The 26,599-nt window shown below is 67.1% G+C and carries 23 protein-coding genes, 2 tRNA genes and 1 riboswitch; of the genes, 10 read left to right on the top strand and 15 right to left on the bottom strand.

Annotated elements, in window-relative coordinates:
• Window positions 1-83: 83 nt before the first annotated feature.
• Window positions 84-317: a hypothetical protein gene (locus FHS82_RS12000; RefSeq protein ID WP_166953074.1), complete on the top strand. Its 234-nt coding sequence runs from the start codon at window positions 84-86 to the stop codon at window positions 315-317.
• A 92-nt stretch (window positions 318-409) separates the two neighbouring features.
• On the opposite strand, the gene FHS82_RS11995 is transcribed toward FHS82_RS12000, so the two are convergent.
• From FHS82_RS11995 to FHS82_RS11985, 3 genes are all read right to left on the bottom strand, one after another.
• A tRNA-Arg gene (locus tag FHS82_RS11995) sits at window positions 410-486 on the bottom strand.
• 86 nt (window positions 487-572) lie between these two features.
• Window positions 573-881, bottom strand: coding sequence for an ETC complex I subunit (locus FHS82_RS11990; protein WP_166953072.1), 309 nt, complete (start codon window positions 879-881; stop codon window positions 573-575).
• A 98-nt stretch (window positions 882-979) separates the two neighbouring features.
• Window positions 980-1,056: transfer RNA gene (locus FHS82_RS11985), tRNA-Pro, on the bottom strand.
• A gap of 171 nt (window positions 1,057-1,227) precedes the next feature.
• On the opposite strand from FHS82_RS11985, the gene FHS82_RS11980 reads away from it, so the two are divergent.
• The 4 genes from FHS82_RS11980 to FHS82_RS11965 are packed head-to-tail and all read left to right on the top strand — an operon-like array spanning window position 1,228 to window position 4,898.
• Window positions 1,228-2,994, top strand: coding sequence for an ArnT family glycosyltransferase (locus tag FHS82_RS11980; RefSeq protein ID WP_166953070.1), 1,767 nt, complete (start codon window positions 1,228-1,230; stop codon window positions 2,992-2,994).
• A 2-nt stretch (window positions 2,995-2,996) separates the two neighbouring features.
• A complete protein-coding gene (locus FHS82_RS11975; RefSeq protein ID WP_166953068.1) occupies window positions 2,997-3,731 on the top strand; it encodes a glycosyltransferase in 735 nt (244 codons plus the stop codon).
• Window positions 3,732-3,736: 5 nt separating this feature from the next.
• On the top strand, window positions 3,737-4,099 hold the full coding sequence (locus FHS82_RS11970; protein WP_166953066.1) for a lipid-A-disaccharide synthase N-terminal domain-containing protein: 363 nt from the start codon (window positions 3,737-3,739) through the stop codon (window positions 4,097-4,099).
• A gap of 1 nt (window position 4,100) precedes the next feature.
• Window positions 4,101-4,898: an ATP12 family chaperone protein gene (locus tag FHS82_RS11965; protein WP_166953064.1), complete on the top strand. Its 798-nt coding sequence runs from the start codon at window positions 4,101-4,103 to the stop codon at window positions 4,896-4,898.
• A 44-nt stretch (window positions 4,899-4,942) separates the two neighbouring features.
• Here FHS82_RS11965 and FHS82_RS11960 read toward each other — a convergent pair whose 3' ends face one another.
• Window positions 4,943-5,863: a glycosyltransferase family 8 protein gene (locus tag FHS82_RS11960; protein WP_166953062.1), complete on the bottom strand. Its 921-nt coding sequence runs from the start codon at window positions 5,861-5,863 to the stop codon at window positions 4,943-4,945.
• A 245-nt stretch (window positions 5,864-6,108) separates the two neighbouring features.
• Between FHS82_RS11960 and FHS82_RS11955 the strand changes: the two genes are divergently transcribed.
• Window positions 6,109-6,561, top strand: a complete 453-nt coding sequence (locus FHS82_RS11955) for a hypothetical protein (protein WP_166953060.1) — start codon at window positions 6,109-6,111, stop codon at window positions 6,559-6,561.
• 12 nt (window positions 6,562-6,573) lie between these two features.
• Here the strand turns inward: FHS82_RS11955 and FHS82_RS11950 are convergent, their stop codons facing one another.
• The 9 genes from FHS82_RS11950 to FHS82_RS11910 form a co-directional block, all read right to left on the bottom strand.
• A complete protein-coding gene (locus tag FHS82_RS11950; RefSeq protein ID WP_166953058.1) occupies window positions 6,574-7,368 on the bottom strand; it encodes a YdcF family protein in 795 nt (264 codons plus the stop codon).
• Window positions 7,369-7,530: 162 nt separating this feature from the next.
• The gene (locus FHS82_RS11945; RefSeq protein WP_166953056.1) at window positions 7,531-9,294 is read right to left on the bottom strand and encodes an acyl-CoA dehydrogenase C-terminal domain-containing protein; all 1,764 of its coding nucleotides are present in this window, start codon (window positions 9,292-9,294) and stop codon (window positions 7,531-7,533) included.
• Between the two features lie 207 nt (window positions 9,295-9,501).
• Window positions 9,502-11,202, bottom strand: a complete 1,701-nt coding sequence (locus tag FHS82_RS11940; RefSeq protein ID WP_377700240.1) for an electron transfer flavoprotein-ubiquinone oxidoreductase — start codon at window positions 11,200-11,202, stop codon at window positions 9,502-9,504.
• 207 nt (window positions 11,203-11,409) lie between these two features.
• Window positions 11,410-12,084: a TetR/AcrR family transcriptional regulator gene (locus FHS82_RS11935; protein WP_166953054.1), complete on the bottom strand. Its 675-nt coding sequence runs from the start codon at window positions 12,082-12,084 to the stop codon at window positions 11,410-11,412.
• 159 nt (window positions 12,085-12,243) lie between these two features.
• Window positions 12,244-13,206 carry a metal ABC transporter solute-binding protein, Zn/Mn family gene (locus tag FHS82_RS11930; protein WP_166953051.1) on the bottom strand — a complete coding sequence of 321 codons (963 nt, stop codon included), beginning with the start codon at window positions 13,204-13,206 and terminating at the stop codon, window positions 12,244-12,246.
• A gap of 186 nt (window positions 13,207-13,392) precedes the next feature.
• Entirely contained in the window at window positions 13,393-14,148 is a 756-nt protein-coding gene (locus FHS82_RS11925) for an ABC transporter ATP-binding protein (RefSeq protein ID WP_166953040.1), read from the bottom strand.
• A 2-nt stretch (window positions 14,149-14,150) separates the two neighbouring features.
• On the bottom strand, window positions 14,151-15,155 hold the full coding sequence (locus tag FHS82_RS11920; RefSeq protein ID WP_166953037.1) for a FecCD family ABC transporter permease: 1,005 nt from the start codon (window positions 15,153-15,155) through the stop codon (window positions 14,151-14,153).
• Window positions 15,152-16,018, bottom strand: coding sequence for an ABC transporter substrate-binding protein (locus FHS82_RS11915; RefSeq protein WP_166953032.1), 867 nt, complete (start codon window positions 16,016-16,018; stop codon window positions 15,152-15,154). The genes FHS82_RS11920 and FHS82_RS11915 overlap by 4 nt, the downstream gene beginning before the upstream one ends.
• A 59-nt stretch (window positions 16,019-16,077) precedes the next feature.
• Entirely contained in the window at window positions 16,078-18,033 is a 1,956-nt protein-coding gene (locus FHS82_RS11910) for a TonB-dependent receptor plug domain-containing protein (protein ID WP_166953025.1), read from the bottom strand.
• A gap of 133 nt (window positions 18,034-18,166) precedes the next feature.
• A riboswitch (cobalamin riboswitch) is annotated at window positions 18,167-18,356 on the bottom strand.
• 335 nt (window positions 18,357-18,691) lie between these two features.
• Here FHS82_RS11910 and FHS82_RS11905 point away from each other — a divergent pair.
• The 4 genes from FHS82_RS11905 to FHS82_RS11890 all read left to right on the top strand — a co-directional run bounded on the left by FHS82_RS11905 (window position 18,692) and on the right by FHS82_RS11890 (window position 24,636).
• Window positions 18,692-21,952 carry a DNA translocase FtsK gene (locus FHS82_RS11905; RefSeq protein ID WP_208394207.1) on the top strand — a complete coding sequence of 1,087 codons (3,261 nt, stop codon included), beginning with the start codon at window positions 18,692-18,694 and terminating at the stop codon, window positions 21,950-21,952.
• A gap of 146 nt (window positions 21,953-22,098) precedes the next feature.
• On the top strand, window positions 22,099-23,046 hold the full coding sequence (locus tag FHS82_RS11900) for an outer-membrane lipoprotein carrier protein LolA (protein WP_166953019.1): 948 nt from the start codon (window positions 22,099-22,101) through the stop codon (window positions 23,044-23,046).
• Window positions 23,047-23,291: 245 nt separating this feature from the next.
• Window positions 23,292-24,125, top strand: a complete 834-nt coding sequence (locus tag FHS82_RS11895) for an exodeoxyribonuclease III (protein WP_166953016.1) — start codon at window positions 23,292-23,294, stop codon at window positions 24,123-24,125.
• A 136-nt stretch (window positions 24,126-24,261) separates the two neighbouring features.
• Entirely contained in the window at window positions 24,262-24,636 is a 375-nt protein-coding gene (locus FHS82_RS11890) for a flagellar export protein FliJ (protein ID WP_166953013.1), read from the top strand.
• Between the two features lie 22 nt (window positions 24,637-24,658).
• Here the strand turns inward: FHS82_RS11890 and FHS82_RS11885 are convergent, their stop codons facing one another.
• On the bottom strand, window positions 24,659-25,543 hold the full coding sequence (locus FHS82_RS11885) for a metal ABC transporter permease (RefSeq protein WP_166953011.1): 885 nt from the start codon (window positions 25,541-25,543) through the stop codon (window positions 24,659-24,661).
• A gap of 7 nt (window positions 25,544-25,550) precedes the next feature.
• The gene (gene aztA, locus FHS82_RS11880; protein ID WP_166953008.1) at window positions 25,551-26,402 is read right to left on the bottom strand and encodes a zinc ABC transporter ATP-binding protein AztA; all 852 of its coding nucleotides are present in this window, start codon (window positions 26,400-26,402) and stop codon (window positions 25,551-25,553) included.
• Between the last annotated feature and the right edge of the window lie 197 nt (window positions 26,403-26,599).

Raw genomic sequence — 26,599 nt, 5'->3', positions numbered from 1 at the left:
TATGCACAAAACACGCCTTGAGTGTATTTGAAGCAATGCTTAGACTGGCGAAGTCGTTTGATTGACACGATTGGGCGTAATTTATGTCGTTTTCTCCCAGAAAAGGCGTTGCGGAGACACTGACGGCGCAAGCCGGCCAACCTTCTGAAGCGGGTGCATTGGACCCGGCTAACGGCGGTTCACGTGCCGAAACGGCGGCTTACGTATCCCAGATGAGCGGCGAGCTTGCCGCGCTGGCCCGCCTCTGCAGCCTCGATTCGGTAGCCTATTTTCTTGAAATGGCGCGACGGGAAGCGTCATCCATCGAGCAGGAGTGACGATCGCTGCCGGTGAGCCAAACGGGCTCTACGGGCGGCGTGCCACCGGAAGTGGCGCCCGCTTCCGGAGAAGGGCTATGCGCGCCCGGCAATGGCGACCCCGGCAGGACTTGAACCTGCAACCACTCGCTTAGAAGGCGAGTGCTCTATCCGGTTGAGCTACGGGGCCGGATGTCGCGGCCATACAGCCGCGACGCTTTTCAAACGCTGCATCGTTGCGAACCGCGCACGGTCCACTCGCCCTTCGGCGGTGGATCAGTGCGTCCAGGCGCCGATGCGGTTGAACTTGAAATTGTCGGAATAGGAGAGGGTGCGGCGGCGCGCCTCGTGCGGCTCCTCCACACGGAAGGGGATGCCCTCGCGCGTCGCGTATTCGATGGCCTCGTCCTTCGTGTCGAACCAGAGCCGCAACTGCTGGCGCGTGTCGGCCGAACTCGTCCACCCCATCAGAGGATCTATCTCGCGGGGACGGCCAGCCTCGAACTGGAGAAGCCAGCGCTGATGCGCCGTGCCGGACTGCATGGCGTTGCGCGCCGGTTTGTAGATGCGTGCCGTTGCTGTCATCTTTCCTGCATCCGAACCTTGCGACCTCCAGAAGGCGAGACGCGGCGCATCCCAGCGGAAGCGCTGCAATTCCGGCTGTCACTATAGCACAAGGTAACTGGTCGGGGCAGCAGGATTCGAACCTGCGACCCTCTGCTCCCAAAGCAGATGCGCTACCAGACTGCGCTATGCCCCGCCGGATCACCGTGTGACTCTTCTCCTAGAGGCTTGTCGTGCCGGATGCAAGATGTGCGTGGACCTTTCTCGCTTCTGCGGCGCCGCAGCGGGGGAAGGCCCCCCGGTTTCGATTGTACGTTCGCGCGCTGATGGGGTATGAGAGCCGATGAACTCTGGAATCTGCTGACGCATGACATCCCCATCGCTCCCGCTGCCTGCCCGCTCCGAAGGTTGGGGCGTGCGCCTGCTGGCTTTTCTGGAAAGGAGCCATGCCAGGGCGCTCGCCATCCTCGTCGTGCTGTCGCTGGTGTCGTTCCTGCCCGGCTTCGTGACGTTGCAGCCTTTCGACCGCGACGAGCCGCGCTTCGCGCAGGCATCGAAGCAGATGCTGGAAAGCGGCGATTTCATCGACATCCGGTTTCAGGACGAGGGGCGTCACAAGAAACCTGTGGGAATCTACTGGCTGCAGGCCGCCGTCGTTTCGGCAGCGGAGGCCGCCGGCGTGCCGGAGGCGCGCACCACCATTGCCCTTTACCGGCTGCCGTCGCTTGTCGGCGCGATCACCGTGGTACTCGCCACCTACTGGGCGGCGCTGGTTCTGCTCTCCGGGCAGGTCGGGGTGCCGGCGCGGCGGGCCGCGTTTCTCGCCGGCGCCTTCATGGCCGGCGCGATCCTGCTCGGCGTGGAGGCACGCATCGCCAAGACGGATGCGACGCTCGCCGCCTGCTCGGTCGTTGCCATGGCCGTGCTGGCACGCGCTTTTCTCAACCGGCTTTCTCCGCTGCCGGCGGTGCTCAGCGTCATTTTCTGGCTGGCCGTCGGCCTGTCCATCCTGATCAAGGGACCGCTGCTGCTGATGGTGGGCGGGCTGGCCGCCGCCGTGCTGTCGATTCGCGATCGCTCTGCGCGCTGGTTGCTTGGCCTGCGGCCGTTGTGGGGGCTCGCGATCGTCGCGGCGATCACCGTACCCTGGTTCCTCGCCATCTGGCTCAAGACGGGCGGCGCCTTTTTCGCAGAATCCGTCGGCAAGGACATGCTGGCGAAGGCGCAGAGCGGGCAGGAGCGCCACTGGGGGCCGCCGGGCACCTATCTTCTGGCCTTCTTCGGCACCTTCTGGCCGGCGGCGATCTTCACCGCCATCGGCGTTCCCGCGTTCTGGCGCGAGCGGCGCATGGCGTGGGTGGCGTTCTGCCTGGCGTGGATCGTGCCGGCATGGCTCGTGTTCGAGGTCCTGCCGACGAAGCTGCCGCACTACGTGCTGCCGGTCTATCCCGCCATCGCCATCCTCACCGCCTGGGCCCTGCTCAACGGCGACGTTCATCGCCGCCGTCCGCTGGCAACCATCGCCACCGTGCTCATTCCCGCCATTCCGCTCGCGATCGCCGCCGGGCTCGGCGTTTTCGCCTTCCGCTACGACGGCACGATGCTCGGTCCGGCGCTGCCGGGGTTTGCTCTCGCCGTCGGCCTCGCGCTGTGGAGCTGGCTCGCATTCGTGCGCGACAGGGCGGTGTCGAGCGCGCTTCTCGGCGTCGTTTCGTCGCTTGCGCTGTCGGTTTCGGTGTTCGGCGTGGCGCAGCCTCTCATTCCGTCGCTGAAGCTGTCGCCCCGCCTTGCGGCCGCCGCGCGCAGCCTCGACTGTGCCGAACCGCGGCTCGCGACCACGAGCTACCGGGAGCCCAGCCTGATCTTCCTCACGCGCACCGACCTCGTGCTCACGGACGGCGCCGGCGCGGCGGCCTTTCTCGCCGGCGGAAATTGCCGTATGGCATTCGTCGAAAAGCGCGACGAGGACGCCTTCGCGGCGCACCTGTCGCAAACCGGCCTCACGCCCGCGCTGGTGACGCGCGTGCGGGGCTTCAACATCAATGGCGGACGCCAGCTCGACATCGGCGTCTACAGGACCGGCCGCGAGGGCGCTTCCCCGCCCGCGGCGCAGGGCCAGCAACAGGACCGTTGAACGTGCAGGACGCCACACCGCTTCGCCTCAGCATCGTCGTGCCGGTGAAGAACGAGATTGCCAACATCGCGCCGCTGGTCGCCGAGATCGAGGCGGCCTGCGCGCCGCTTTCCCCGTTCGAAATCGTCTATGTCAACGACGGCTCCACCGACGGCACCGGCGAGGAACTCGCGAAGCTCGCGCGTGCCCGCCCGCATCTGCGCATCCTCCGCCACGACCGTTCGTCCGGGCAGAGCATCGCCGTGCGCTCCGGCGTGCTGGCGGCGCGCTCGCCCGTCATCGCGACGCTCGACGGCGACGGGCAGAACGATCCCGCCTTCATCCCCGAAATGGTCGCCACGCTGTTGAGCGGCCCGTCCGGCAGCGGCCTCGTGCAGGGGCAGCGGGTCGGCCGCAAGGACACCGGTTTCAAGCGCATGCAGTCACGGATCGCCAACCGCGTGCGCCGCTGGATATTGCGCGATGCGACTCGCGATACCGGATGCGGGCTGAAGGTGTTCTATCGCGAGGTCTATCTGGCGCTGCCGTTCTTCAAGGCCCTGCACCGCTTCATGCCGGCGCTGGTGAAGCGCGAGGGCTATGCCGTGCTGCTCGTCGATGTCATCGATCGGCCACGTTTCACCGGCACGTCCAACTACGGGTTTTTCGACCGGCTCTGGGTCGGCATCGTCGATCTCGTCGGCGTGCGCTGGCTTATTGCACGCCGCGGCGCCATCCCCACGGTCGTTGAGGACTAAAACGCATGTTGATCACCCTGTCGCGGGACATCGGCGGCTATCTCTACGAAGTATTCATCGAGAAATTCAGCGTCTGGCTGGCGCTCGGCCTGCTGGGGCAGGCGCTGTTCTCGGCGCGCTTTCTGGTGCAGTGGATCGCCAGCGAGCGGGCCGGGCGCAGCGTGGTGCCCGTCGCCTTCTGGTTCTTTTCCATCGGCGGCGGCTTCATCACGCTCATCTACGGTATTGTGCAGCGCGAGCCGGTGATCATTCTCGGTCAGTCGCTAAGCCTGTTCATCTATGCACGCAACCTGATGCTGATCGTCAACGAACGGCGGCGCAGGCGGCTCACGGACGTCGCGGCGAAGGCCACGGACGCGGGAGGGTGACATGAGCGGAGACTTCACCGGCGGCATACTGCCGCCGCCGGACGCGGGACGCGACGAACAGGCGCCGGCTGTCGCCCGGGGCGACAAGCCGGTACTTCCCCGGCGCTTTTACCAGCGCGCCCACACCGAGCTGCGCGACGAGGGCCATGCGTTGCTGCTCGACGGCCGCGCGGCCCGCACGCCCGCACGCGCGCCGGTCGCCGTACCGCACGCCGCCATCGCCGAAGTACTCGCGCAGGAGTGGGAGGCGCAGGCGGAGGTCATCGATCCCGCCACCATGCCGATGACCCGCCTCGTCAATTCGGTGATCGATGGTGTATCGCAGGCGCAGCCGGAGGTCGCGGCGGAGATCGTGCGCTTTGCGGGGTCGGACCTGCTGTGCTACCGCGCCGACGCGCCGGAAAGGCTGGTGCGGCGGCAGGCGCAACTGTGGGACCCGCTGCTCGACTGGGCGCGCGAGGAACTCGGCGCCCGCTTCTTCCTCGCCGAGGGCGTGATGTTCGTCGAGCAGCCGGCGCAAAGCATAGAGACGATCGCCCGCATCGTCGCGGAACAGCCGTCGCCCTACGCAATCGGCGGGCTGCACGTTCTCACCGCGCTGAGCGGCTCCGCGCTTATCGCGCTGGCCGTCGCCCGCCAGCATATTACGCCGGAGGCGGCGTGGCTGGCGGCCCATGTGGACGAGGATGTGCAGGCGGAGATCTGGGGCGCTGACGAGGAAGCCATGGCGCGCCGCGCCGCGCGCCTTATCGAATTCACCGCCGCCGCAACACTCGTGCGCCACACCTGGCAATTCTGATGCGCAGCGCACGGGCGCCGCGCATGACCGTTCTGACAGTCTGATCAGGGCGCGGCATCGATGAAGCGCTGGGCGCCGAGAAAGGCAAGAAGCCGCTCGCGGAAACGCTGGAATGCCGGCGTCAGCGGCACGCCGGCGGGCAGGGCACTGTCGTCCGCATCCGGCCTGTAGAGCGCCTGCATCCATGCAGGGCCGCGCCAGCGTTCGCGCTGCCACGGCTTGGGGTCGTTGACGAAGTGCAGCACGACCGGCGCGATGTCGCGCATGAGATCGAGCAGCAGGAAATCGCCCATGAAGTTGAAGCGCGGCGACAGCGGCGCCCAGCGGCCGCGCGCCACCGCGTTCAGCGCGCTCTGGTCCTGGAACCGGCAGAGTTCCGGATGCGCACGCGCGAAGGCGACCGCCCGCTCCGTCAGCATCTCCTCCCGCCAGCGCGCGCGGTCGATCAGCAGCACGCCGGAGTTGAAGTAGGGCGTGTCCGGTGCGAAGCCCAGCCCTGCCCGATAGGCGCGGAAGGCGGCGGTCAGCGGACCATCCTCGAAATCCTTCAGGAAGATCATGTCGAGCGCCGCCGCGAAGGGACAGCCGCCGAGATCGAGATCGAACACACGGCCAAGCCCCGGCCGCACGACCAGCGTGTCGCTGTCGAGATAAAGGATGCGCTCGTAATGCGCGGGCAGAACGAAGGGCAGCAACAGGCGCCTGTAGGCCGCGTCCGTGAGGTGGCGGCCGAGGGGGAGACCCGCGAGCGCGTTTTCTCCCGTTCCCTGGAAGGAGTTGGTGATGATCTGCAACCGCCCGCCGGCGTGGCCGGCGCCGTCCCCGTCGACGTCCTGCGACGTACAGACGACGGCGATGTCGATGTCTCCGGCGAGTCCGTGGCTCAGTAACCTTTGGGCCGCAAATACGGCCGCAGGGAGGAAATTCCGGTCAGGCGTGAAGCAGATCAGGCGTTTGTTCGGCATGGAAGATGGTCAACCGGACGTAAAAACACGCGAAACGACGCTGCGGGCAGGTATTCGCGAATCCCAAGGCCCGCCGGGGTTTTGGCGGCATCGTCAGGATTCGTCAACCACGCCGGGTTAGCAACGCTTAACCTGAACACGGATTCAGATTTTGCCGTTAACCGGATTGTGGGTGCCGGGGCGCAATACTCAACGCATCAAAGATTGATCGCTGTCCTGCGAGCAGGATGGGGAGGCGTTGAAAGATGATTAACAATAAGCTTCGTGAATTCATCGACAAGGCGTATGACGATCGCGCCATTACGGAATGGGATGTGCGTACACTGCTGCGGCATATACTTCCGGATGGAATCGCTAACCGTGAAGAAGCCAATGCACTGATTGCGCTCGACCGGCTGGTGCCGAAGCCCTGCAATGCCTGGGGCGATGCGCTGATCGCGCTGCTTGTCGATTACGTCGTCTGGGCGGAACGCCCCACCGGCATCGTGCGGGGGGATGACGCACACTGGCTCGTTTCCTCGCTGGGCGCGGCCGGCGGCCCCACGCGCACCGCGCTGCGTGCCGCACACGAGATCGTGCGGGAAGCGCAGGAAGTCGACGGCATCCTGCTCAATTTCATCCTGACGAGCCAGCGTCTGCTGGACACGGACGAGGTCGTGCTGGAATTGCCCGCCCGCCGCCGCGCCCACGCCGCATGAACAACTACCCGGCTACCCGCCTTGCCCTTGCGGTGCGGAATCGGCAACGCTCCGCAGCCAGTAGACCAGCATCCCGATCCATTCCTTGACGACCATGTCGGCCAGTCCCAGCCCGTCGGGCGCCGTGGCGAACGGACGAAAGTCATCGCTGAAACGGCCATCCGAGCGGAAATCGACCGGGTAGGGCACCACATCGAACCCTGCACGGCGAAAGGTTGCGACGGAACGGGGCATGTGGAACGCGGAGGTGACGAGCAGCCACCGCTCGCCCGGCCTGGGATCGGCGATCCTCCTCGCGAAAACGGCGTTCTCGAACGTATTGCGCGCTTGATCCTCGTAGATGACCCGACCCGGCGGAAGGCCGGCGAGATCGAAGAAGATACGCGCGCCCTCGGCCTCCGTCCGCTCTTCCGCGATCAGCACGCGCGCGCTGCCGCCGGAGAAGATGATGCGCGCCTGCGGATATGCGCGCGCCAGTTCCAGCGCCGCGACGAGGCGGGAGCCCGCTTCGCCGACACGCAACTGCCCCCGCGCGAAACTCGTCGACCCGCCGAGAACGATGACGCCGTCGACATGGCCGGGGTTACGCGAGATATCCGGATAGACGTTCTCCAGCGTCTGCACGAGAAAGCGGGAAAAAGGCGTCACGCCAACTGCGAACAGCACGATTCCGACGCCGAGCACGACCACCCGCGCCACCCGGTAGAAACGGGTGAAGAGCAGCAGGCTCGCCGCGATCAGCACCATCAGCAGCAGGTTCGTCGGGCTCGTGAAGAACCAGACGATCTTCGAGGCGAAAAAGAACATGCAGCGGCGTCCCCGTGCGAAGCGCGACCGTGAATCGTGAATGACGATTGCGGATAGCAGCACGATTGAAACGGCGACACAACCACCGCGGCCCGGGCGGCCGCGAACGTCTCTCCCGGCATGCAGGAACGCGGCCGGATTGTCCGGCCGCTTCCGCGAACGTCAGAACGCTTCCGTCTCCAGCGCGGTGATCGGCGCGGCGCCCGCCTCCAGCGCGCGGTCGAGCCCGTAGACCTGCGGCAGGACCCGCGCGACGAAGAAGCGGCCAACGGCCAGCTTGTGCCTGTGCAGCGCCGACCCGTCCGCCTTGGCGGCGGCCGCGGTGGCGATGCGCACCCAGATCCAGCCGAGCGAGACGAGGGCAAAGAGGCGCAGGTAGTCCGTCGCCGCAGCGCCCGGTTCCTCGGGGTTCTGTGCCGCACGCGCCGCGAGCCGCTCCGTGGCCTGCTTCAGAACCTCGAAAGCCTCGCGCACCGGCTTCACGATATCCGCGACATCCGCCGGCGCGGCGGCCAGATCGGCCTCGACCAGCCCGAAGAAGTGCTTCGGCAGCGCGCCATCATCGATGCTGAGCTTGCGGCCCACGAGATCCTGCGCCTGCACGCCGTTGGTGCCTTCGTAGATCTGGGCGATGCGCGCGTCGCGCACGAACTGTTCGAGACCCCATTCGCGGATGTAGCCGTGGCCGCCGAACACCTGCTGCGCCAGCACCGCGCCCTCGAAGCCGAGGTCCGTGAAGGCCGCCTTGACGACCGGCGTCATCAGCGCCACGTTGCCGTCCGCAACCGCCCGCGCCGCCGCATCGTCGAGCTGCTGCGCCTTGTCCATCTCCAGCGCCGTCCACACGGCCAGGCCGCGCGCCGCTTCCACGAACGAGCGGACGGTGAGCAGCATCTTGCGCACGTCCGCATGCTCGATGATCGGCACGAGCGGCGCCTTGCCGTCGACGGAGCGGCCCTGCAGGCGCTCCTTCGCGTAGCGCGCGGCCTTCTGGTAGGCGGCGTCGGCGATGCCGAGGCCCTGGATGCCGACGAACAGGCGCTCCGCGTTCATCATCGTGAACATGGCCGAGAGGCCCTTGTTCGGCTGCCCCACCAGCCAGCCGGTCGCGCCGTCGTAGTTCATGACGCAGGTGGGCTGGGCGTGAATGCCCATCTTCTTCTCAAGCGAGCCGACCGAGAAGCTGTTGCGTTCGCCGAGCGAGCCGTCGGCGTTGAGCAGGAACTTCGGCGCCAGGAACAGGCTGATGCCCTTCACGCCCTTGGGCGCATCGGGAAGGCGCGCCAGCACCAGATGGATGATGTTGCCGCCGAAGTCGTGGTCGCCGGACGAGATGAAGATCTTGCTGCCGGTGATCTTGTAGGAGCCGTCCGCCTGCGGCTCGGCCTGCGTCTTGAGCAGGCCGAGGTCCGTGCCCGCGCCGGCTTCCGTCAGCGCCATGGCGCCGGTCCACTCGCCGCTGATCATCTTGGGCAGATACGTGGCCTTGAGTTCATCGCTCGCGTGGTGGCCGATCGCCTCCGTCGCGCCGCGCGTCAGGCCGGGGAACAGGCCGAACGACAGGTTCGAGGCCGACAGCATTTCGTCGGAGAGAATCTGCAGCACGCGCGGCAGGCCCTGGCCGCCGTAGGCGGGGTCGCCCGAAAGGCCCGACCAGCCGGCCTCAGCGAAGGCCCGGTAGGCTTCCGCGAAGCCCTTCGGCGTCTGCACCGCGCCGTTGACGAGCCGGCTGCCTTCCTCGTCGCCGGGCAGGTTCAGCGGCTGGATAGTCTCCGCAAAGAAGCGGCCGGCTTCCTCCAGAACGCTGACGGCGAACTCGGCGTTGACCTCGGCATACCCGGGCAGCGACGCCCCGAGAGAGTCGATATCGAAGACCTCGGACAGGAGAAAGGAAATGTCGTCGATGGGGGGCGTATATTCGGACATGACGGGCGCTCCGGGTGCTGCGAAAGACTCCCTCTCCATAACCGGCGGGGAGCAGACATGACATGCGTCATATCAATCGTTACAGGGGGATGCATCTGAAAAGTACAAGCTTCCTGCCCTGGCGGCAAGTTTATGTCATACTTTTTAGTAAAACTAGTTACAATTGTAAATATTCGGTGCAGCCTGAGCTGCACCGAATACGTGCCGTTACATATTCGGATAGTTAGGACCGCCGCCGCCTTCCGGCGGCACCCAGGTGATGTTCTGGGACGGATCCTTGATATCGCACGTCTTGCAGTGCACGCAGTTCTGCGCGTTGATGACGAAGCGCGGATCGGTGTGCGCCTCCTCGTTGCCGTAGACGACCTCGTAGACACCGGCCGGGCAGTAGAGGCGCGCCGGCTCGCCATAGAGCGGCAGGTTCCGCTTGATCGGAACGGCGGGGTCCGTCAGCTTCAGGTGCGCCGGCTGGTCCTCGCTATGGGAGGTGTTGGACAGGAACACCGACGACAGCTTGTCGAAGGTCAGCACGCCGTCTGGCTTCGGGTAGGTGAGGGGCTTCACGCGGTCGATCGTCAGCAGGGAATCGCAGTCGCGCTTGCGGTGGCGCAGCGTGCCGAACAGCGAGCGGCCGCCGGTCAGCGTCGTCGTCCACATGTCGAAGCCGCCAAGCGCCACGCCGATGAACGTGCCGAACCGCGACCACAGCGGCTTGACGTTGCGCACCGGCTTCAGGTCCCGCCCGATGCTCGACGCGCGCCAGCCATCCTCATAGTCCTGCAGCGTGTCATAGGCTCGGCCAGCCGCGAGCGCCGACACGACGGAGCGCGCCGCCAGCATGCCGGAAGCGACGGCGTTGTGGCTGCCCTTGATGCGCGGCACGTTGACGAAACCGGCCGCGCAGCCGAGGAGCGCGCCGCCGGGAAAGGCGAGCGCCGGCACTGCCTGCCAGCCGCCTTCCGTGATGGCGCGCGCGCCATAGGACAGCCGCTTGGCGCCCTCGAACGTATCGCGGATCAGCGGGTGGGTCTTGAAGCGCTGGAACTCGTCGAATGGTGACAGCGTGGGATTTTTGTAATCGAGGTGCACGACGAAGCCGACGGCGACCAGGTTATCCTCGAAATGATACAGGAACGAGCCGCCGCCCGTGCCGCTGTCGAGCGGCCAGCCGAAGCTGTGCTGGACGAGGCCAGGCTTGAAGCGCGACGGATCGACCTGCCACAGCTCCTTGAGGCCGATGCCGAATTTCTGCGGCGAGCGGCCTTTGTCCAGGCCGAAACGCGGTATGATCTGCTTCGTCAGGCTGCCGCGCGCGCCTTCCGCGAACAGTGTGTACTTGCCACGCAGTTCCATGCCGCGTGTGAAGTCGGCGCGCGGATGGCCGTGCCGGTCGATGCCCATGTCGCCGGTGGCGATGCCCTCGACGGCGCCGTTCTCGCCGTAGAGTATCTCAGTCGCGGCGAAGCCCGGATAGATTTCGACGCCAAGCTCCTCCGCCCGTGCCGCGAGGAAGCGCGCGACGTTGCCGAGCGAGCCGATGAAATTGCCGTGGTTGGACATCAGCGGCGGCATCAGGAAGTTCGGCAGGCGAATGCCGCCGGAGGGGCCGAGCAGATAGAAATGGTCGTCGGTCACCTGTGTGGTCAGCGGCGTGTCCTCGGCCTCCCGCCAGTCCGGCAGCAGGGCGTCGAGGCCGATCGGATCGACCACCGCGCCGGACAGGATATGCGCCCCGACCTCGGAACCCTTCTCGACCACTACGACGGAAATATCGGCGCCGCTTTCAGCCGCCAGTTGTTTGATGTGAATGGCGGCGGCCAGCCCGGCCGGCCCCGCACCCACGATCACCACATCATATTCCATGGACTCGCGGCTTTGGGCCTCGAGATTCTGGTCCATTTCCGTCATGTAGTTTCTCTCCCAGCCCAACGCATCACCGGGCAGACCGACGTCCGTCCCGGACGACACGCCGCCAAACAAATGTTTGGCTGACCGGTCAAACCAGAAGCTCTCCGTACGGTCAAGCCCTCAGGACGCTCGCCGCGAGGAAATTGAATGAATTCCAATCTTGAATCAATGCCGAACTTCAAACAGCCCTGCGGCGGCTCCGGCCCGTCATGCGTCGCGCCCGTGGAGACCGCCGCCGGCGTCCGCCTCGTGGCGGAAAACGTAGAGTATCTGAAGGCCGATTTCCGCGATCGTCATGCGCCCGGGCCGGTACCACGACCTGACGGAATTGATCAGGCTGATCAGCAACAAGCGATAAACGCCGCGATCGATGTGAGGGGGCAGGGGCAGCGCGTCGACCAGATCGGCATAGGTGCGCTCGAAGATGTCGCGCCGGGCGATAAGCTTGTCATGCAGCTCGGCGGGGATGTTGCGGAAGTCAGACAGGAAGGGAACCGCGTTGACCTCGGGGTTGAGTTGCAGTTCCAGATGGCGCACGCATGCGGCTTTCAGCCGCTCCCACGGCGTCGTCTCCCTGGCGACGGCGGCCTCGATCTGCTCGGAGGCGTATTGCAGCGCATAGTCGTGCACCGCGACGAACAATTCCTCCTTCGAGCGGATATGATGATAGAGAGAGCCGCCGAGCAGGCCGACGCGCTCCGCGATGTCGCGCATCGAGGTCGCCAGATATCCGCGTTCGGCGAAGAGGACGGCTGCGGCCTGGATGATATCGTGATAGCGGTCTCCCGCCGAGCCGCCCGGCGCGCGCCGCGGCGCGCCCGGCGCCGGTTCGGCGAGCTGCGGCAGGGCCGTCGCGCCGTCTGTCCCGCCGTCAGTCGCCATGCCCGCTTTCCCCCGATGATCCGTTGTTGTCGATGATATGGATGCCTCCCGTTCGACTTTCGATCACCATGTATGCAACACGGAAGCGTCCGCATCAATCCGGATGCAACCATATTCCCGGGCGGAGATGTCGCGTGCGGCGTGCTGGGGAGAGGGGCGTCAGGGCGTTCCGCCCAGCGCCTCGATGAGCCGGGCAGCGTTCGATTCGACAAGGCCGATGTAGGTCGAGGCCGGCTCGCCGGGGGCGGCGAGGGCATCAGAATACAGCCGGCCGCCAACCTTCACGCCGGTGGCGGAGGCGATCTGCTCCGTCAGCTTCGGGCTGGTGATGTTCTCCAGAAACACGGCAGTGATGCCGTCTTCCCTGATCTGGTCGATGATCCGCGCCACGTCGCTCGCGGAGGCCTCGCTTTCCGTGCTGACGCCCCTGGGGCCCAGAAACGCGATGCCGTAAGCGCTTCCGAAGTAGCCGAAGGCGTCGTGCGTGGTCACAACCTTGCGGCGCGCCTCGGGGATGGCGCCGAACCGCGCCTTCAGCTTCGCGTCGAGCGCCGCGAGCCGCGCCGCATAGGCTGTGGCGCGCTCGCGGTAGGCGGCGGCATGGTCGGGATCGGCCTTCTCCAGCGCCGCGGCGATGTTCTTCACATAAATGACGGCGTTGGCGACATTCTGCCACGCATGGGGATCCTCCACACCGTGGCGATGATCCGCATGTCCGCCGCCGTGGCCGTCCGCATGATCGTGGCCATCGTCCTCACCCCGGAAGGCACGCGGCGTGATGCCTTCCGAAACCACGACGCGGATGCCCGCGAAACCCGAAGCCCTGAGGAGGCGCGGCAGCCAGCTCTCAAAGGCCAGGCCGTTCTCGAACAGAAGTTGCGCCTCGCCCAGCTTGCGGGCGTCCGCAGGCGTGGGCTCGTAGACGTGCGCGTCGCCGTTGGCGCCGACAAGCGTGGCGACCTCGACCCGGTCACCGCCGACTTCCCGGACGAGATCGCCGAGGATGGAAAAACTCGCGACCGCTTTCACCCGCTCCCCGGCCGCATGGGCGGGGATGGAAGCGGCGACGGCCGCCAGAGAAAGCCCCGCCGTAAGCGCGAGCAGGAGACGCCTGTTCAGCATGTGACAACCTCTTGGAAAATCCCGGGAACCCTTAGAGAACCCAAGGAACTCTCGGAGAGCCCCGGGATTTTCGGAGAACCTTTGGGGCAACCGCATGAAACGTGAAAATCGCCATGCGGCGGCGTGAGAAACGATATGTTATATCACTCACTATAGAGGGCCTGCCGTTCGTATGCAAAACCCGGCTCATACCGGCCGCCACGGCAGGATGAACCGTTCGCCCGCATGATCCACGCGGACCGCGCTCACCCCGTAGGCGGCGGCAATGTTGGCGTCCGTCAACACCGCGCCGCAAGGGCCGTCGGCAAGGATGGCGCCCCGGTTCAGCAGCACGAGACGGTCGCAGAACCGGCTTGCGAGCGAGAGATCGTGCAGCACGGCGACGATCAGCCCGCCCGCCTCCGCCATGCGGCGCAGCAGGCCAAGCACGAGCAGTTGCTGGCGAGGGTCGAGCGCGGCGATGGGCTCGTCCGCGAGCAGGACGGGCGCCTCGACCGCCAGCGCCCGCGCTAGCAGCACACGCATGCGCTCCCCGCCGGAAAGCGTGTCGACGTCGCGTCCACGCAGATGCGCCGTGGCGGTGGCATCGAGCGCGCGCGCGACGGCATCGCCGTCACGGCGGGGATTGGCGAAGTGGGGCAGGCGGCCGAGACGCACCAGCGCCTCGACGGAGAGGTTCCAGTGCGCCGGCCCTGTCTGCGGCAGGTAGGCGATCAGCCGCGCGCGCTCCTTCGGGTCGATGGTGCCGACCGGCTGCCCGTCGACCAGCACCGTGCCTTCGTCGGCCGGGACAAGCCCGGCGAGCACGCGCAGCAGCGTCGATTTCCCCGCGCCGTTGCAGCCGATCAGGCCGACCAGCTGGCCGCGCGGCAGCGAGAGATCGATGCCCCGCAGGACGGGCACACCCTTGAGCGACAATCGGAGATGTCCGGTCACGATCATCGTCAGGCCTCTCCCCGCAGGCGCCGCAGGAGCAGGAACAGGAAGGGCGCGCCGACAAGGGCTGTGACCACGCCGAGATTGAGTTCCGGCTGTGTGGGCAGCAGGCGCAGCAGAATGTCCGCGCCGAGCGTCAGGATGGCGCCGACGAAGCCCGCCGCCGGCAGCACGCGGCCGGGTTCACGGCCGGCGAGGGGGCGCGCCAGATGCGGTGCCACGAGGCCGACGAAGCCGATCATGCCCGTCACCGCCACCGCGCTGCCCACCGCGAGCGCCGTGCCGAGGATGAGCCGGATGCGCAGCCATCGCAGGTTGAAGCCAAGACTTTGCGCCACGTCCTCCCCGAGGCTCAGCGCATCGAGCGCCCGGCCGGCGGTCAGCAGCAGCCACCACCCGGGCGCTGCCGGCACGAGCGCGAGGGCGATATCGGCAAGGCTGCGGTCGGCGAGCGATCCCATCAGCCAGAACACGATCTCAAGCGCCGCGTAGGGGTTGGGCGACAGGTTGAGCGCCAGCGACGTCAGCGCGCCCGCGAGGCTGTTGATGGCGACGCCCGCCAGCACCAGCGCCATCGTGCCCAGTCCCCGGCCGGCGAGCGCGAACAGGATGACACTGGCCGCCGCCGCGCCCGCCATGCCGCCGAGCGGCAGGGCGAAGGCGAAAACGCCGGTGAGCCCGGCATAGAACATGACCACCGCCCCCAGCGCAGCCGCGCCCGAGATGCCCATCACGCCCGGTTCCGCAAGAGGATTGCGCAACAGCCCCTGCATGGCAGCGCCGGCGAGCCCGAGGCCGAAGCCGGTGGCGGCACCGAGCAGCGCGCGCGGCAGACGCAGTTCGACGAGGATCAGCGACGCAAGGCTGTCCCGGCCGTGGACGAAGTCGGCGGCGGCCGCGAAAACGTCGAGCCGCGTCTCGCCGACCGCCATCGACAGCGCTGTCAGCAGCGCCGCGACCATCGCCAGCGCCGCGACGGTCTGCCGGTGCGTGAGCGGCCGCAGGGTGCTCATGGCGTTTTCCCCTGCAGCGCGCGGCGCAGATAGGCCACGGCCTCCACGGTGCCAGGGCCGGCGCAGGTCCACAGCCGCGACGGCATGTCGACGGTCCGCATCGCGCCGCGCCGGGCAAGCGCCGCAAGCGCGGGATGGCGCGGCGCCTGCGTGGCGAGCGCGGGGGCGCCCTCGTTGTCGGTCTCGACGATGAGGATATCGGGCGGGCGGATCAGGATCGCCTCCAGCGGCATCCGCCCATAGCCGACAATACCGGCCTGCGCGGCGAGATTGACGAGGCCTGCTTCCGCGAGCACGCTGTCGATCAGCGTTCCCGCGCCGACGGCGATGTTGTTCGCCTGCAGGACGAGCGCCGTGGCCGGGGACAGGGGCAATTCCCGCCGGAGGCCGGCGAGCCGCCCGTTCATGAGGTGCACCTCCCGCTCGGCGGCCTCCGGCCGGCCGATGCGACTGGCCACGCCGCGCACCTGGGCGACGATCGCCTCGAACGTCGTCGGCACATCGAGCACCGCGAGCGGAACGCCGAGGCGGCGCAGCATGGAGAGCGTCGCCGGCGCCGAGAACGCGCTCGCGAACACAAGATCGGGAGCGAGCGCCATCACCTCCTCCGCCCGCCCGCGGTTGACGGGAAACGCGGCGGCCTGCGTCGCTATCGTACTGTTGCGCGCGTCTCGCGAGAGATAACTGAGCGAAGCGATGTCGGCAGGATCGGCGAGCCGCAGCAGCAATTCATCCGCGCACATGTTGATGGACACGAAACGGGCGGCGCGGGCACCGGGAGCGTAGCAAAAGACGGACAGCAGCAGACCCGCGAGGCCGCAGGCCGCGCCCGCCGCACTCTTTCGCGTTCGCCGATCCTTCATGGATTGCCGTTGCCCATCGTGTTGCCGCCAAGGCTCCTGCCGTCGGGACGCTCGCCGCGTCATGGCGGCGTGAAGCGCAGGCCGGCATAGACGCCGAGCCCCGGCCGCAGGAAGCCGACCGGGTTTTCATAGCGGCGGTCGAACAGGTTGTCGACGCGCGCGAACAGCACCGTGCTGTCGGCGGCCTTGTAGTCGACGGCGACGTTGACGGTCGCATATCCCGACGTGCGCAGGCGCGGGATGGAGAAATCGCGGTTGCCGTCCACCCACGCACCGACATAAAGCGCGGTCGCGGAAAGCCCCAGCTTCTCCGTCGCCTGCCAGCGCGCGGTGAAGCTCGCCTTGTGCCGGGGGCGGCGCAGCAGCTCCTGCCGCGCAACGTCATCACGCGCGAAGGTGAAAGTATAGTCCGCGCGCAGGTCGACCGCCGGCGTCAGCGCCACCGCCGCGAAGGCTTCCACGCCCCGCGTCGTCGCCTTGCCCACGTTCTCGTAGGACGTGAAATCCGTGTTGGTGTTGATGAGATTGTCGATATCGTTGTGGAAATACGTGGCGCCGATCAGCACGCGCTCTCCGGCAAGCGGTTGCTCGAAGCCGATATCGTAGCCGGTGCTTTCCTCCGGCCGCAGATCCGGATTGCCGTAGAAGTTGTAGAGCGGGCGCGAATCCATGAAGCGCTGGCTCAGGGTAGGGGCCTTGAACCCCGTGCCGACGCTCGCCTTCAAGCGCGTTTCCAGCACCGGCAGCGTGAAGGTGGGGGCGATGCGCCAGGTGGTGTGGGCACCGAAATCGTCGTTGTCGTCGTGGCGAATGTTAGCGGCGAAGGCAAGGCGGTCGAAAATCTTCCCCTGCCATTCGATGAATCCCGCGCTGTTGCCGGCAGACGCCGTAAGGCTGGCGTCGTCGAAGCGTTCGCGTTCGTGCTGGAGCCCGAGGATGAGCTTGTGATCGGGCGCGACGACGACATCCGCGCGCCAGTCGTAGATCGTCCGCTCGCCGAGATACTCCGTCACGCTGCCGGGGCCGAACGCGGTCGCGGGCTCCGTGCTCTCGCGGTCCTCGTTGGCGTAGCCGATGCCGAAGGTGTTGGTGATGCGCCCGTCCCACAGCGACCACACGCCCTCCGCACGGGTTACGAAGCGTTGGTTGCGCTGTTCGCTGCGGGCGGCGTTCGGAGCGCCGGGCCAACCTCCGTCGGTCGTGTTCTTCAGCAGCGCGTCGCTGTAGCGGCCGACGACGGACAGGCGAAAATTGTCGGTGACGGCGAAGCCGAGCCGCGTGGCGAAACTCCAGTTGTCATAAAAGTCGTCGTTGATGCGCTGGCCGGGCGACACCAGTTCCGGCGGCGTCACCGGCGTCGCCTCCGTCCGCAGGTGAGCGGCGGAGAAGAAATAGTCGAACCGCTCGCCGCCGCCGGACAGGCTCGCGCTCTGGTTGAAGGTGCCTGCCGAACCGCCTTCGAGCATGAGCGCCGCCTTTGGCGGCCCCTTGCCGGCCTTCGTCGTGATGCTGATCACCCCCCCGAGTGCGTCCGCGCCGTACAGGCCGCTCTGCGGGCCGCGCAGCACCTCGATGCGCGCGACGTCGGCTGTCGCCAGGTGGCTGAAATCGAACACGCCATTCGGCGTCGACGGATCATTGACCGGCACGCCGTCGACCAGCACCTTCACGTGGTTGGCGTTGGTGCCGCGCAGGAAAACGGATGCCTGCCCACCGGGACCACCGGTCTGCACCATGTTCAGGCCGGGAACCGTGGCGAGCGCGTCCGCGAGCGTGCGCCGCTGGTCGCGGGCTATCTCCTGCTCCGTGATGACCGTCACCGACGAGCCGACCTGCGCCACCGGCGTCGGTACGGCGGTCGCGGTCACCGTGATCTCGTCAAGCATCATTGCATCCGCCTGCTGGGCGTGCACCGGGTCGGCCTGCATGGCGAGCGCCGCCAGCGCCGGCGGAACGGAAAACAGAAAAGCAACGCGCAGCGCATGCGCCGTCGACAGGCGGAGGGGAGGGAACAAGACAGAACCTCTTCGGGCAACGCCGGCCCGGAGGCAGCGCACGTCAGGTGGCACGTCACCGCGACAAGACACACCCGCCCGCCCGAAGACGAGAACGGCAAGCCCGCACCGGCACACCCCGACCGATGGTCCGCTGTGACCACATCCGACGGCAGGTCTCCTGGCTCGCGGTTGACGCCTGCACCGCCTTCCCGGACCGAAATCCAGTGGCCTCGTGGCGCAAGCCTGCCGCTCACAGTTGCGGGGACAGCCGCAGTATCACGCATCGCGCCCACTGCGTTCCCTTTTCATCCTCGGAAGGAACCGTCACGATGAAGCTACACTTTGCACGCACCGCTGTCAAAAACCCGCCGCAATTGTCAACACCGGAACCTTTCTCCTGGCGGTGACAGGCATGATATCGTCATATATGACATATATCTGGAGAAAATGACATATGATTCGAAAAATAGATCGCATTCGCCATAAGAGCGACGCAACCGTCGCCTCGCTCGCATCGCGCTTCGCTGGCTTAACGTTAATCGTCGCGCCAGAGTTAATCCCGGTTTAACCGCCTGGGGACTACACTTGGCTCGAATCAAGCCAATTTGCGAGTTCTGCCCGAAACATGCGAACCATCCGAAGGACCTCGTCCCACGCTGAGGATATTTCCGATGCGTTGCGCCGCTTCATGGTGCAGCGTGCTGTCGAACTGGCCGGCCTTTTCCTGCTCGCGTTCATCGGTGCATCGGTTCTGGCGCTGATGACGTGGTCGGTTGAGGACCCGAGCCTGACCCACGCCACGGACGGGCGGGTCGCCAACATGCTGGGCATGCCGGGGGCCATCTTCGCCGATCTCATCATGCAGATATTCGGCCTCGGCTCCGTCGCGCTGCTGCTGCCGTGCGCGGTCTGGGCCATCCGGCTCGTGGGGCGGCGGCCGCTGCCGCGTCCGGCGCTGCGCATCGGCCTTTGGCTGGTGGGAACGGGCGCTGCCTCGGCGGTCGCGAGCGCGCTGCCGGAAACCGCCCGCTGGCCGCTGCCGTCCGGACTTGGCGGTGTGGTCGGCGATGCGCTGCTGTTCGGCGGCCATGGCCTGGCCGGCACGGGCGGCATCGGCGGCGTGATCGTCGGGCTTTTCTATGCCGCTACCGCCATTCTCGCGCTTTCTGCGGCCTCCGGCTTCGGCCTCGCGCAAGCCGCGCGCTCTCCGTCCCCCGAGTCTCCTTACGAGATGCCGGCCGCGGACGACGACGGCCGCGACGAGCCGGGCTGGGGGATCGTCTCGCTGGGCGCCGTCATCCATGGCCTGATGACGCTGCGCACGGCACTCGCACGTCGCTTCCGCAAGCCCGACCCGCTGCGTGACGGGCGCGAGCCCGCCGAAGGGCTGGCAGCGCACCCGGCGCGGGAGCCCGTGTTCGGCGACGATTACGACTTTGCCGAGTCGTACGCCACGCACCAGCCGCAGGCTGTGCACCAGGCACCCGCGCAGAACTTTCCGCAAGGCTATCCACAGGCCGCGCCCGCATTTACCGGCGACGGGAGCATCGAGGCGGCAGGGGACATTCCGCCCGAAATCGCCGCCTTCGCACCCACGCGCGGGCGCCCGTCGCGCGTCCACATGCCGGCGGCGCCCGTTCCCGCCGCCGTTCTTCCGCAACCGCCGGAGCCGATTGCCGCGCCGCCGTCTTTCGACGCCCCTCTGGGCGCTCCCGAAGGCGCAGTTTCGGCCGACGGCACTCCGGCATGGCGCAAGCCGTTCCAGTTGCCGCCGAATGTGCGCTTCACCCGCAGCACGGACCGCGAGCTGGCCGCGCGCCAGCGCGTCGCGACGGACGGCATGATGGCCGGCGAGATGACGGCGGACAGCCTGGCGGCGGACAACGCGGCGCATGACTTCGCACCCGCCGACGAGGCGGCGTTCGCCGGCTATCCCGAGGATCGGCGCGAAGCCGATGCGTTCGCGCCCTTCGCAGGCGAGGCGGATGCTGGGGAAGAGCATGCCGACGACCGCTGGGCGGAGGATGCGCAAGCCAGCGTCGACCCGCATGACGACGATATCGCGGATATCGACGCGGCGGAGGAGCACGACAGCGCATCCCTGGACGCGGAATTCGCCGCCGGGCACGAAGCGCCGCCGGTGTTTCTGCGGCATACGGCGCGCCCATCCGCGCTGGCGCCCTCCAATGACGACGACCCGTATGCGCCGCCGCCGCCCGTCGTGGCACGACCGGCCCCGCGCCCGGCAGGCGAGGGGGCCGGCAGGCCCCTCCAGCCGCGCGTGAATGCCGCAGCCGTGGGAGCAACGGCCGGCGCAGCGATGGTCCGTACCGCCGCCGCGGCGCCCACGCGCGCGCCGTCCGCCGGTGTGACGACACGGCGCGTGCCGCAGGCGGTCGCGCCCTCCGGCGAGTATCAGATGCCGCCGCTTTCCGTGCTCGCGATTCCAGCGGGGCCGAAGGACACGATCTCCGAGGATGCGCTGGAACAGAACGCCGCCCTGCTCGAAAGCACGCTGGAAGACTTCGGCGTGCGCGGCGACATCATCCACGTGCGCCCCGGCCCGGTGGTCACGCTCTATGAGCTGGAGCCCGCGCCCGGCACGAAGTCCTCGCGCGTCATCTCGCTCGCCGACGACATTGCCCGCTCCATGAGCGCGGTGTCCGCGCGCGTGGCGGTCGTCGCGGGCCGCAACGCCATCGGTATCGAGCTGCCGAACGCCCGGCGCGAAACCGTGTTCCTGCGCGAGCTGCTGGCCTCGGAGGAGTTCCAGCGGTCGAAATTCAAGCTGGCCCTCTGCCTCGGCAAGACCATCGGCGGCGAGCCGGTGATCGCCGATCTCGCGCGCATGCCGCACCTGCTGGTGGCGGGCACCACCGGTTCGGGCAAGTCGGTGGCCATCAACACCATGATCATGTCGCTGCTCTACAGGCTGCGGCCCGAGGAATGCCGGCTGATCATGGTCGACCCGAAGATGCTCGAACTGTCGGTCTACGACGGTATTCCACACCTGCTCACCCCCGTCGTCACCGATCCCAAGAAGGCGGTCGTGGCGCTGAAATGGGCGGTGCGCGAGATGGAGGAGCGCTACAAGAAGATGTCGAAGCTGTCGGTGCGCAACATCGACGGCTTCAATACCCGCGTGCGCGACGCCAAGGCGCGGGGCGAGGTCATCACCCGCACCGTGCAGGTCGGCTTCGACAAGGATACGGGCGAGGCCATCTACGAGGACGAGGTGATGGACCTCGATCCGCTGCCCTACATCGTCATCGTCGTCGACGAGATGGCCGACCTCATGATGGTGGCGGGCAAGGAGATCGAAGGCACGATCCAGCGTCTGGCGCAGATGGCGCGCGCGGCCGGCATCCATGTCATCCTCGCGACGCAGCGCCCGTCCGTCGACGTCATCACCGGCACCATCAAGGCCAACTTCCCGACCCGCATCTCCTTCCAGGTCACCTCCAAAATCGACAGCCGCACCATTCTCGGCGAGCAAGGGGCGGAGCAACTCCTCGGGCAAGGCGACATGCTCTACATGGCGGGCGGCGGGCGCGTGGTGCGCGTGCACGGCCCCTTCGTCTCCGACGACGAGGTGGAGAAGATTGTCGCCCATCTCAAGACGCAGGGCCGGCCGCAATATCTCGAAGCCGTCACGGCGGATGAGGAAGCGGTTGCAGAATCGGACGGCAGCGCCGTCTTCGACAACACCGCGAACGGTGCCGGCGGCGGCAACGACCTCTACGACCAGGCCATCGCCATCGTGCTGCGCGACAAGAAGGCCTCCACCTCGTATATCCAGCGCCGCCTGCAAATCGGCTACAACCGCGCGGCTTCGATCATGGAGCGCATGGAACTCGAAGGGATCGTCGGCCCCGCCAATCACGCCGGCAAGCGTGAAATCCTGCTCGGCGGCGAGGATCCCACCGAACAGGGTTGAAGGAAACTTGCAACCTGAAGGGGATCTGCAGCGTGAAGAGGGCTTGCAACTGAAGAGGGCTTGCAACTGAGGACGTGCTTTCGCCATATCAACAGTGTTAAAGACTTGCGCCGCACTGACGCGGCGGTTCCGGTGCAGATGGTGATATGACGAGACGGTTCCGATGGTATAGGCCCGCGATCATGGGTGCGGCGTTCCTCGCGGCGACGGCTCTGCCGGTGGCGGGATATGCGCAGGATCCGCTCAGCCGCTTCCTCGACGGCATGTTCAAGAAGGAAGAGCAGGCCCCCGCGGCCGCGCCGCAGGCGCCCGCTCCGGAACAGCCGCCCGCGCGCCCGGCCTCCGGTTCAGCTCCGCCCGGGCCGCCAGCGCGTCGCGCTTCCCCGGCTGCGGCTGTCCCGCTTGCGCCCGCTGCACCGGCGCCGGCGGCTTCGCCCGCCCCGGCGGTGCAGAGCGCGATGCCGCTGCCGCCGCGCCGCCCGTCCGGTCTCGGGGGCGCCGCCGCGCTGGCGCCTGCGACGCCAGTCCCGGCTGAAGCGCCGGCGTTGGCCGCGCCGCCTGCCGCCGTCGCGCAGCGTCCCGCTGCGGCGGCGATGCCGCGTACGCCTGCGGAGGCGGTTGCGCGCGTCAACGCCTATCTCAACGGCATCAGCACGCTAACCGGGCGCTTCCTGCAGACGGGGGCGGACGGGCGTCAGGTCGGCGGCACGCTTTACGTCCAGCGTCCCGGCCGGCTACGCTTCGCCTACGATCCGCCGAGCACGCTCGAAATCGTCGCGGACGGCCGCTCGGTCGCGGTGCGGGATTCGAAACTACGTACGAACGACGTCTATTCCATCGGCCAGACGCCGCTGAAATTCCTGCTGCGCGACAACGTCGATCTTGCGCGCGACGTAAAGGTGAAGAACGTCGATATCGACCCTGGCGGCGCGATCGATATCACGCTGGAGGACAGCGCCACGCTGGGCGGCACCTCGACCGTCACACTGCGTTACGACGCGCGGACGGACGTGCTGCGCCAGTGGCAGGTCGTCGATCCGCAGGGCTACGAGACGACCGTCGCCCTCTCCGGCGTACAGGTAACGCGCCGCTAGATAGAAAACCGATCATTGGGCCGGTTCTCTCTCCGCGCTTCCTTGTCTGGAGCGAATTCTGACGGGAAAGCACCCTGGACTCAGCTCGCGGATGGCGGAAACGGAATATCGGGCGGCCCGCCTGTTCCGCGACGAGTTGATCCACCCGCCCGCATTCCGCGCTTGTATCGGCGGGACATGAGGGGCAAGCTGACGGAGTTGCCGCCGCTCCCGATTCCGCTCCGATCCCCGCCGAAGAGTCCGCCGTGCCGTTTTCCATCACCACCTGGAACATCAATTCCGTTCGCCTGCGCATCGATCAGGTCACCCGCTTTCTCGCCGAGCATGAGCCGGATGTCCTGTGCCTTCAGGAAACGAAGTGCCCCAACGCCCAGTTTCCCTCGGCGGCGTTCCGGGCGCACGGCTACCAGCACATCGCGCTGAACGGGCAGAAGGGGTATCACGGCGTCGCCATCGTCTCGCGCGTTCCCTTCGCCGATGTCGAGGTGAAGCACTTTTGCGACAAGGACGATTCGCGCTACATCTCGGTCGAGCTTGCGGGAACAGGCGCGCCTGGCGGCGCGAACGGGCGCGTCAAGGGCATGCGTATCCACAACTTCTATGTGCCCGCCGGCGGCGACATTCCGGACCCGGAGGTCAATCCGCGCTTCGCCCACAAGCTCGCCTTCCTCGACGAACTGATGCTGTGGAATGAGGACGTGCGGCCAGCCGGAAAGCCGAGCATCCTCGTTGGCGACCTCAACGTCGCGCCCTACGAGACGGATGTGTGGAATCACAAGGCGCTGCTCGGTGTGGTGAGCCATACGCCCGTGGAGACCGAACGGCTGGAAGCGTTCCGGCAGGCGAGCACCTACGTGGACGCTGTGCGCACCTTGCACCCGGAACCCGAGAAGGTCTTCACCTGGTGGAGCTATCGCTCGCCCGACTGGGCGGCCGCGAACAAGGGCCGGCGACTCGACCACGTCTGGCTGGCGCCGAGCCTCGCGCCGGCGCTGCAGGCCTCCGAGATATCGCGGGATGCGCGCGGCTGGGAGCGGCCGTCCGACCACGCACCCGTGACGGTGACGCTCGATATCTGAATGCGGCAGAAGACGCGACAATAATGACGTCAGCGCGTTTCCGGTAAGGAAGGATCAACCTGTATCGGCAAAGATAGGCGCCAGAGAGAACCGGAGCCGGAATGCCGGCTTGCGCCTGACGGGAGCGATATCAGCGATGAAACCTCGCAGCGGCATCATTCAGTTGAAGACATTCCGCGTACAGGAAAAACGCCGACGCCTCGCGCAGATCGAGGCGATGATCGCCGACTTCCAGCGCATGGCGGAGGATCTCGACAAGGAGATCGCGGCGGAAGAAAAGCGCTCCGGCATCGCCGACGTCAACCACTTCGCCTATCCCACCTATGCCAGGGCTGCCGCGCAGAGGCGGGACAACCTGCTGCAATCGGCGGACGACCTCAAGAACCAGCTCGCCGACGCGATGGCCGATCTGGATGAGGCATTGTCGGAACTGCGCAAGGCCGAAGCCCTCGACGACCGCGAAGGCGTGCGCGAACGGCCCGCCGCCGTCTTGCGCACGGTGAGCGCCTGACCCGGAAAGGCGCTGCCGCCCGTCAGCCGGTGCGGTGGCGCAACTGGATCGCCGAGGCGGCGATGCTGTCGAAGCGCCCGGCGATGACGGACAGGATGTAGATGCCGCCCGCGGCAAGAATGATGGATGAGGAAGCCGGCGCGCTCCAGTGATAGGAGGCGAGCAGGCCCGCTATGCTCGCTATCGCGCCGAAGAGCACGGCGGCGGCCATCTGGCCCGGCACGTTCCGGGACCAGAAGCGCGCCGAGACGGCCGGCAGCATGATCAGCCCGACAACCATGAGCGTGCCGAGCGCCTGAAAACCGCCAACGAGGTTGAGCACCACCAGCGCGATGAAGCCCATATGGATGACCGGCCCCAGCCCGATCGCGCCCTGTCCGCCGACCGCGCGCAGGAAACCGGGATCGAGGCATTCGAGAATCAGCGGCCGGTAGATGACGGCGAGCGCGACGAGCGTGATCGTGGCGATCGATACGATGAGGACGAGCGCCGCGTCGTCGAGCGCCAGCACGGTGCCGAACAGCACATGCAGCAGATCCATGTTCGATCCGCGCATCGACACGATGAGCACGCCGAGCCCCAGCGAGATCAGGTAGAAGGCCGCGAAGCTGGCATCCTCCCGCAGCGGCGTCGCGCGGGAGACGAGGCCCGCGAGCAGCGCGACCGTCAGGCCGGTGACGATGCCGCCGATGGTCATGGCGACGAGCGACAGGCCTGCGACCAGAAAGCCGATGGCGGCGCCGGGCAGGATAGCATGGGACATCGCGTCCCCCATCAGGCTCATGCGGCGCAGCACCAGCAGGATGCCGAGAGGGCATCCGCCGAAGGATAGCGCGAGACAGCCCGCGAGCGCGCGGCGCATGAAGCCGTAGTCGGCAAAGGGCGCGAACAGGAAATCGTATAACATCGTGCGGTCACGCGGCGTCGGAGCGGCAGACGGGGGCATCTTCGTCGAAGCCCTCGCACATGCGCCGCGCTTCCAGCATGTTCGCCGGCGTGAGCACCTTCGCCGCGTCGCCCCACGCCACGACGGAGCGGGCCAGCAGCATCGCCCGCGGAAAATGCTCCCGCACCAGATCAAGATCGTGCAGCACGGCGATGATGGTGCGGTTTTCGCCGTGCCAGTCCTTCACCAGCCGCAGGAGGTCGGCGGTGGTTTTCATGTCGAGCGCGGTGAAAGGCTCATCGAGCAGCAGGAGGCGGGCGTCCTGCAGCAGCATGCGGGCGAACAGCGCGCGCTGGAACTGGCCGCCGGACAGCGTGCCGACGGGGCGATCCGCGAGGTCGGCGAGCCCCACCGTGGCGACTGCCTCCCTGACCTGCTGCATCATGGCGCGCGTCACGGCGCCAAAGGCACCGCACTTGCGCCACAGACCCATGGAAACGAGGTCGAGCACCGTGATCGGGAAGGTGCGGTCGAGTTCGCTGATCTGCGGGAGATAGGCGATGTCGCGCCGGTCGATCCCGGAAATCTCGATCCGGCCCGATTCGGGACGCAGCGTCCCCATGATCGCCTTCAGCAGCGTGGACTTGCCGGCGCCGTTGGGGCCGACGACAGCCGTCAGCGAGCCGGGCGCGAACTCCCCGGAAAGATGGTGCACGGCCGGATGGCGGCGGTAGGCGACGGTCACATTCTCCAGCCGGATGCCCGGCGCTGCCGTGCTGCCGTCCCGCCGGGGGAGAGGCCCGGGCTCGTGCGCGCAGCCGCCCTCATGACCATTCCCGAAGGGATGCGCGTGCGCATGTGCATGCCGGTTCGTCGCCATCAGATCCAGTCCATCGCCCAGAACGCCACGCCCCACAGGCAGGCGGAGACGAACGCCGCGAGCCAGAGCCTGCCCGGCACCGAACTGCGCAAAACCGAACCGTGCTCCCTGCCGATACGCCCGGGCAATCGCTCCCCCATCATCCCGTGTTACCCTCGTAAACGTTATAGTATATCATCTGCGAAATACAACCATCC

It is taken from the genome of Pseudochelatococcus lubricantis, assembly GCF_011762225.1.
Lineage (GTDB): Bacteria > Pseudomonadota > Alphaproteobacteria > Rhizobiales > Beijerinckiaceae > Pseudochelatococcus > Pseudochelatococcus lubricantis.
The sequence above is the reverse complement of the archived record's forward strand: the minus strand, read 5'-3'. Positions and strand labels throughout refer to the sequence as shown.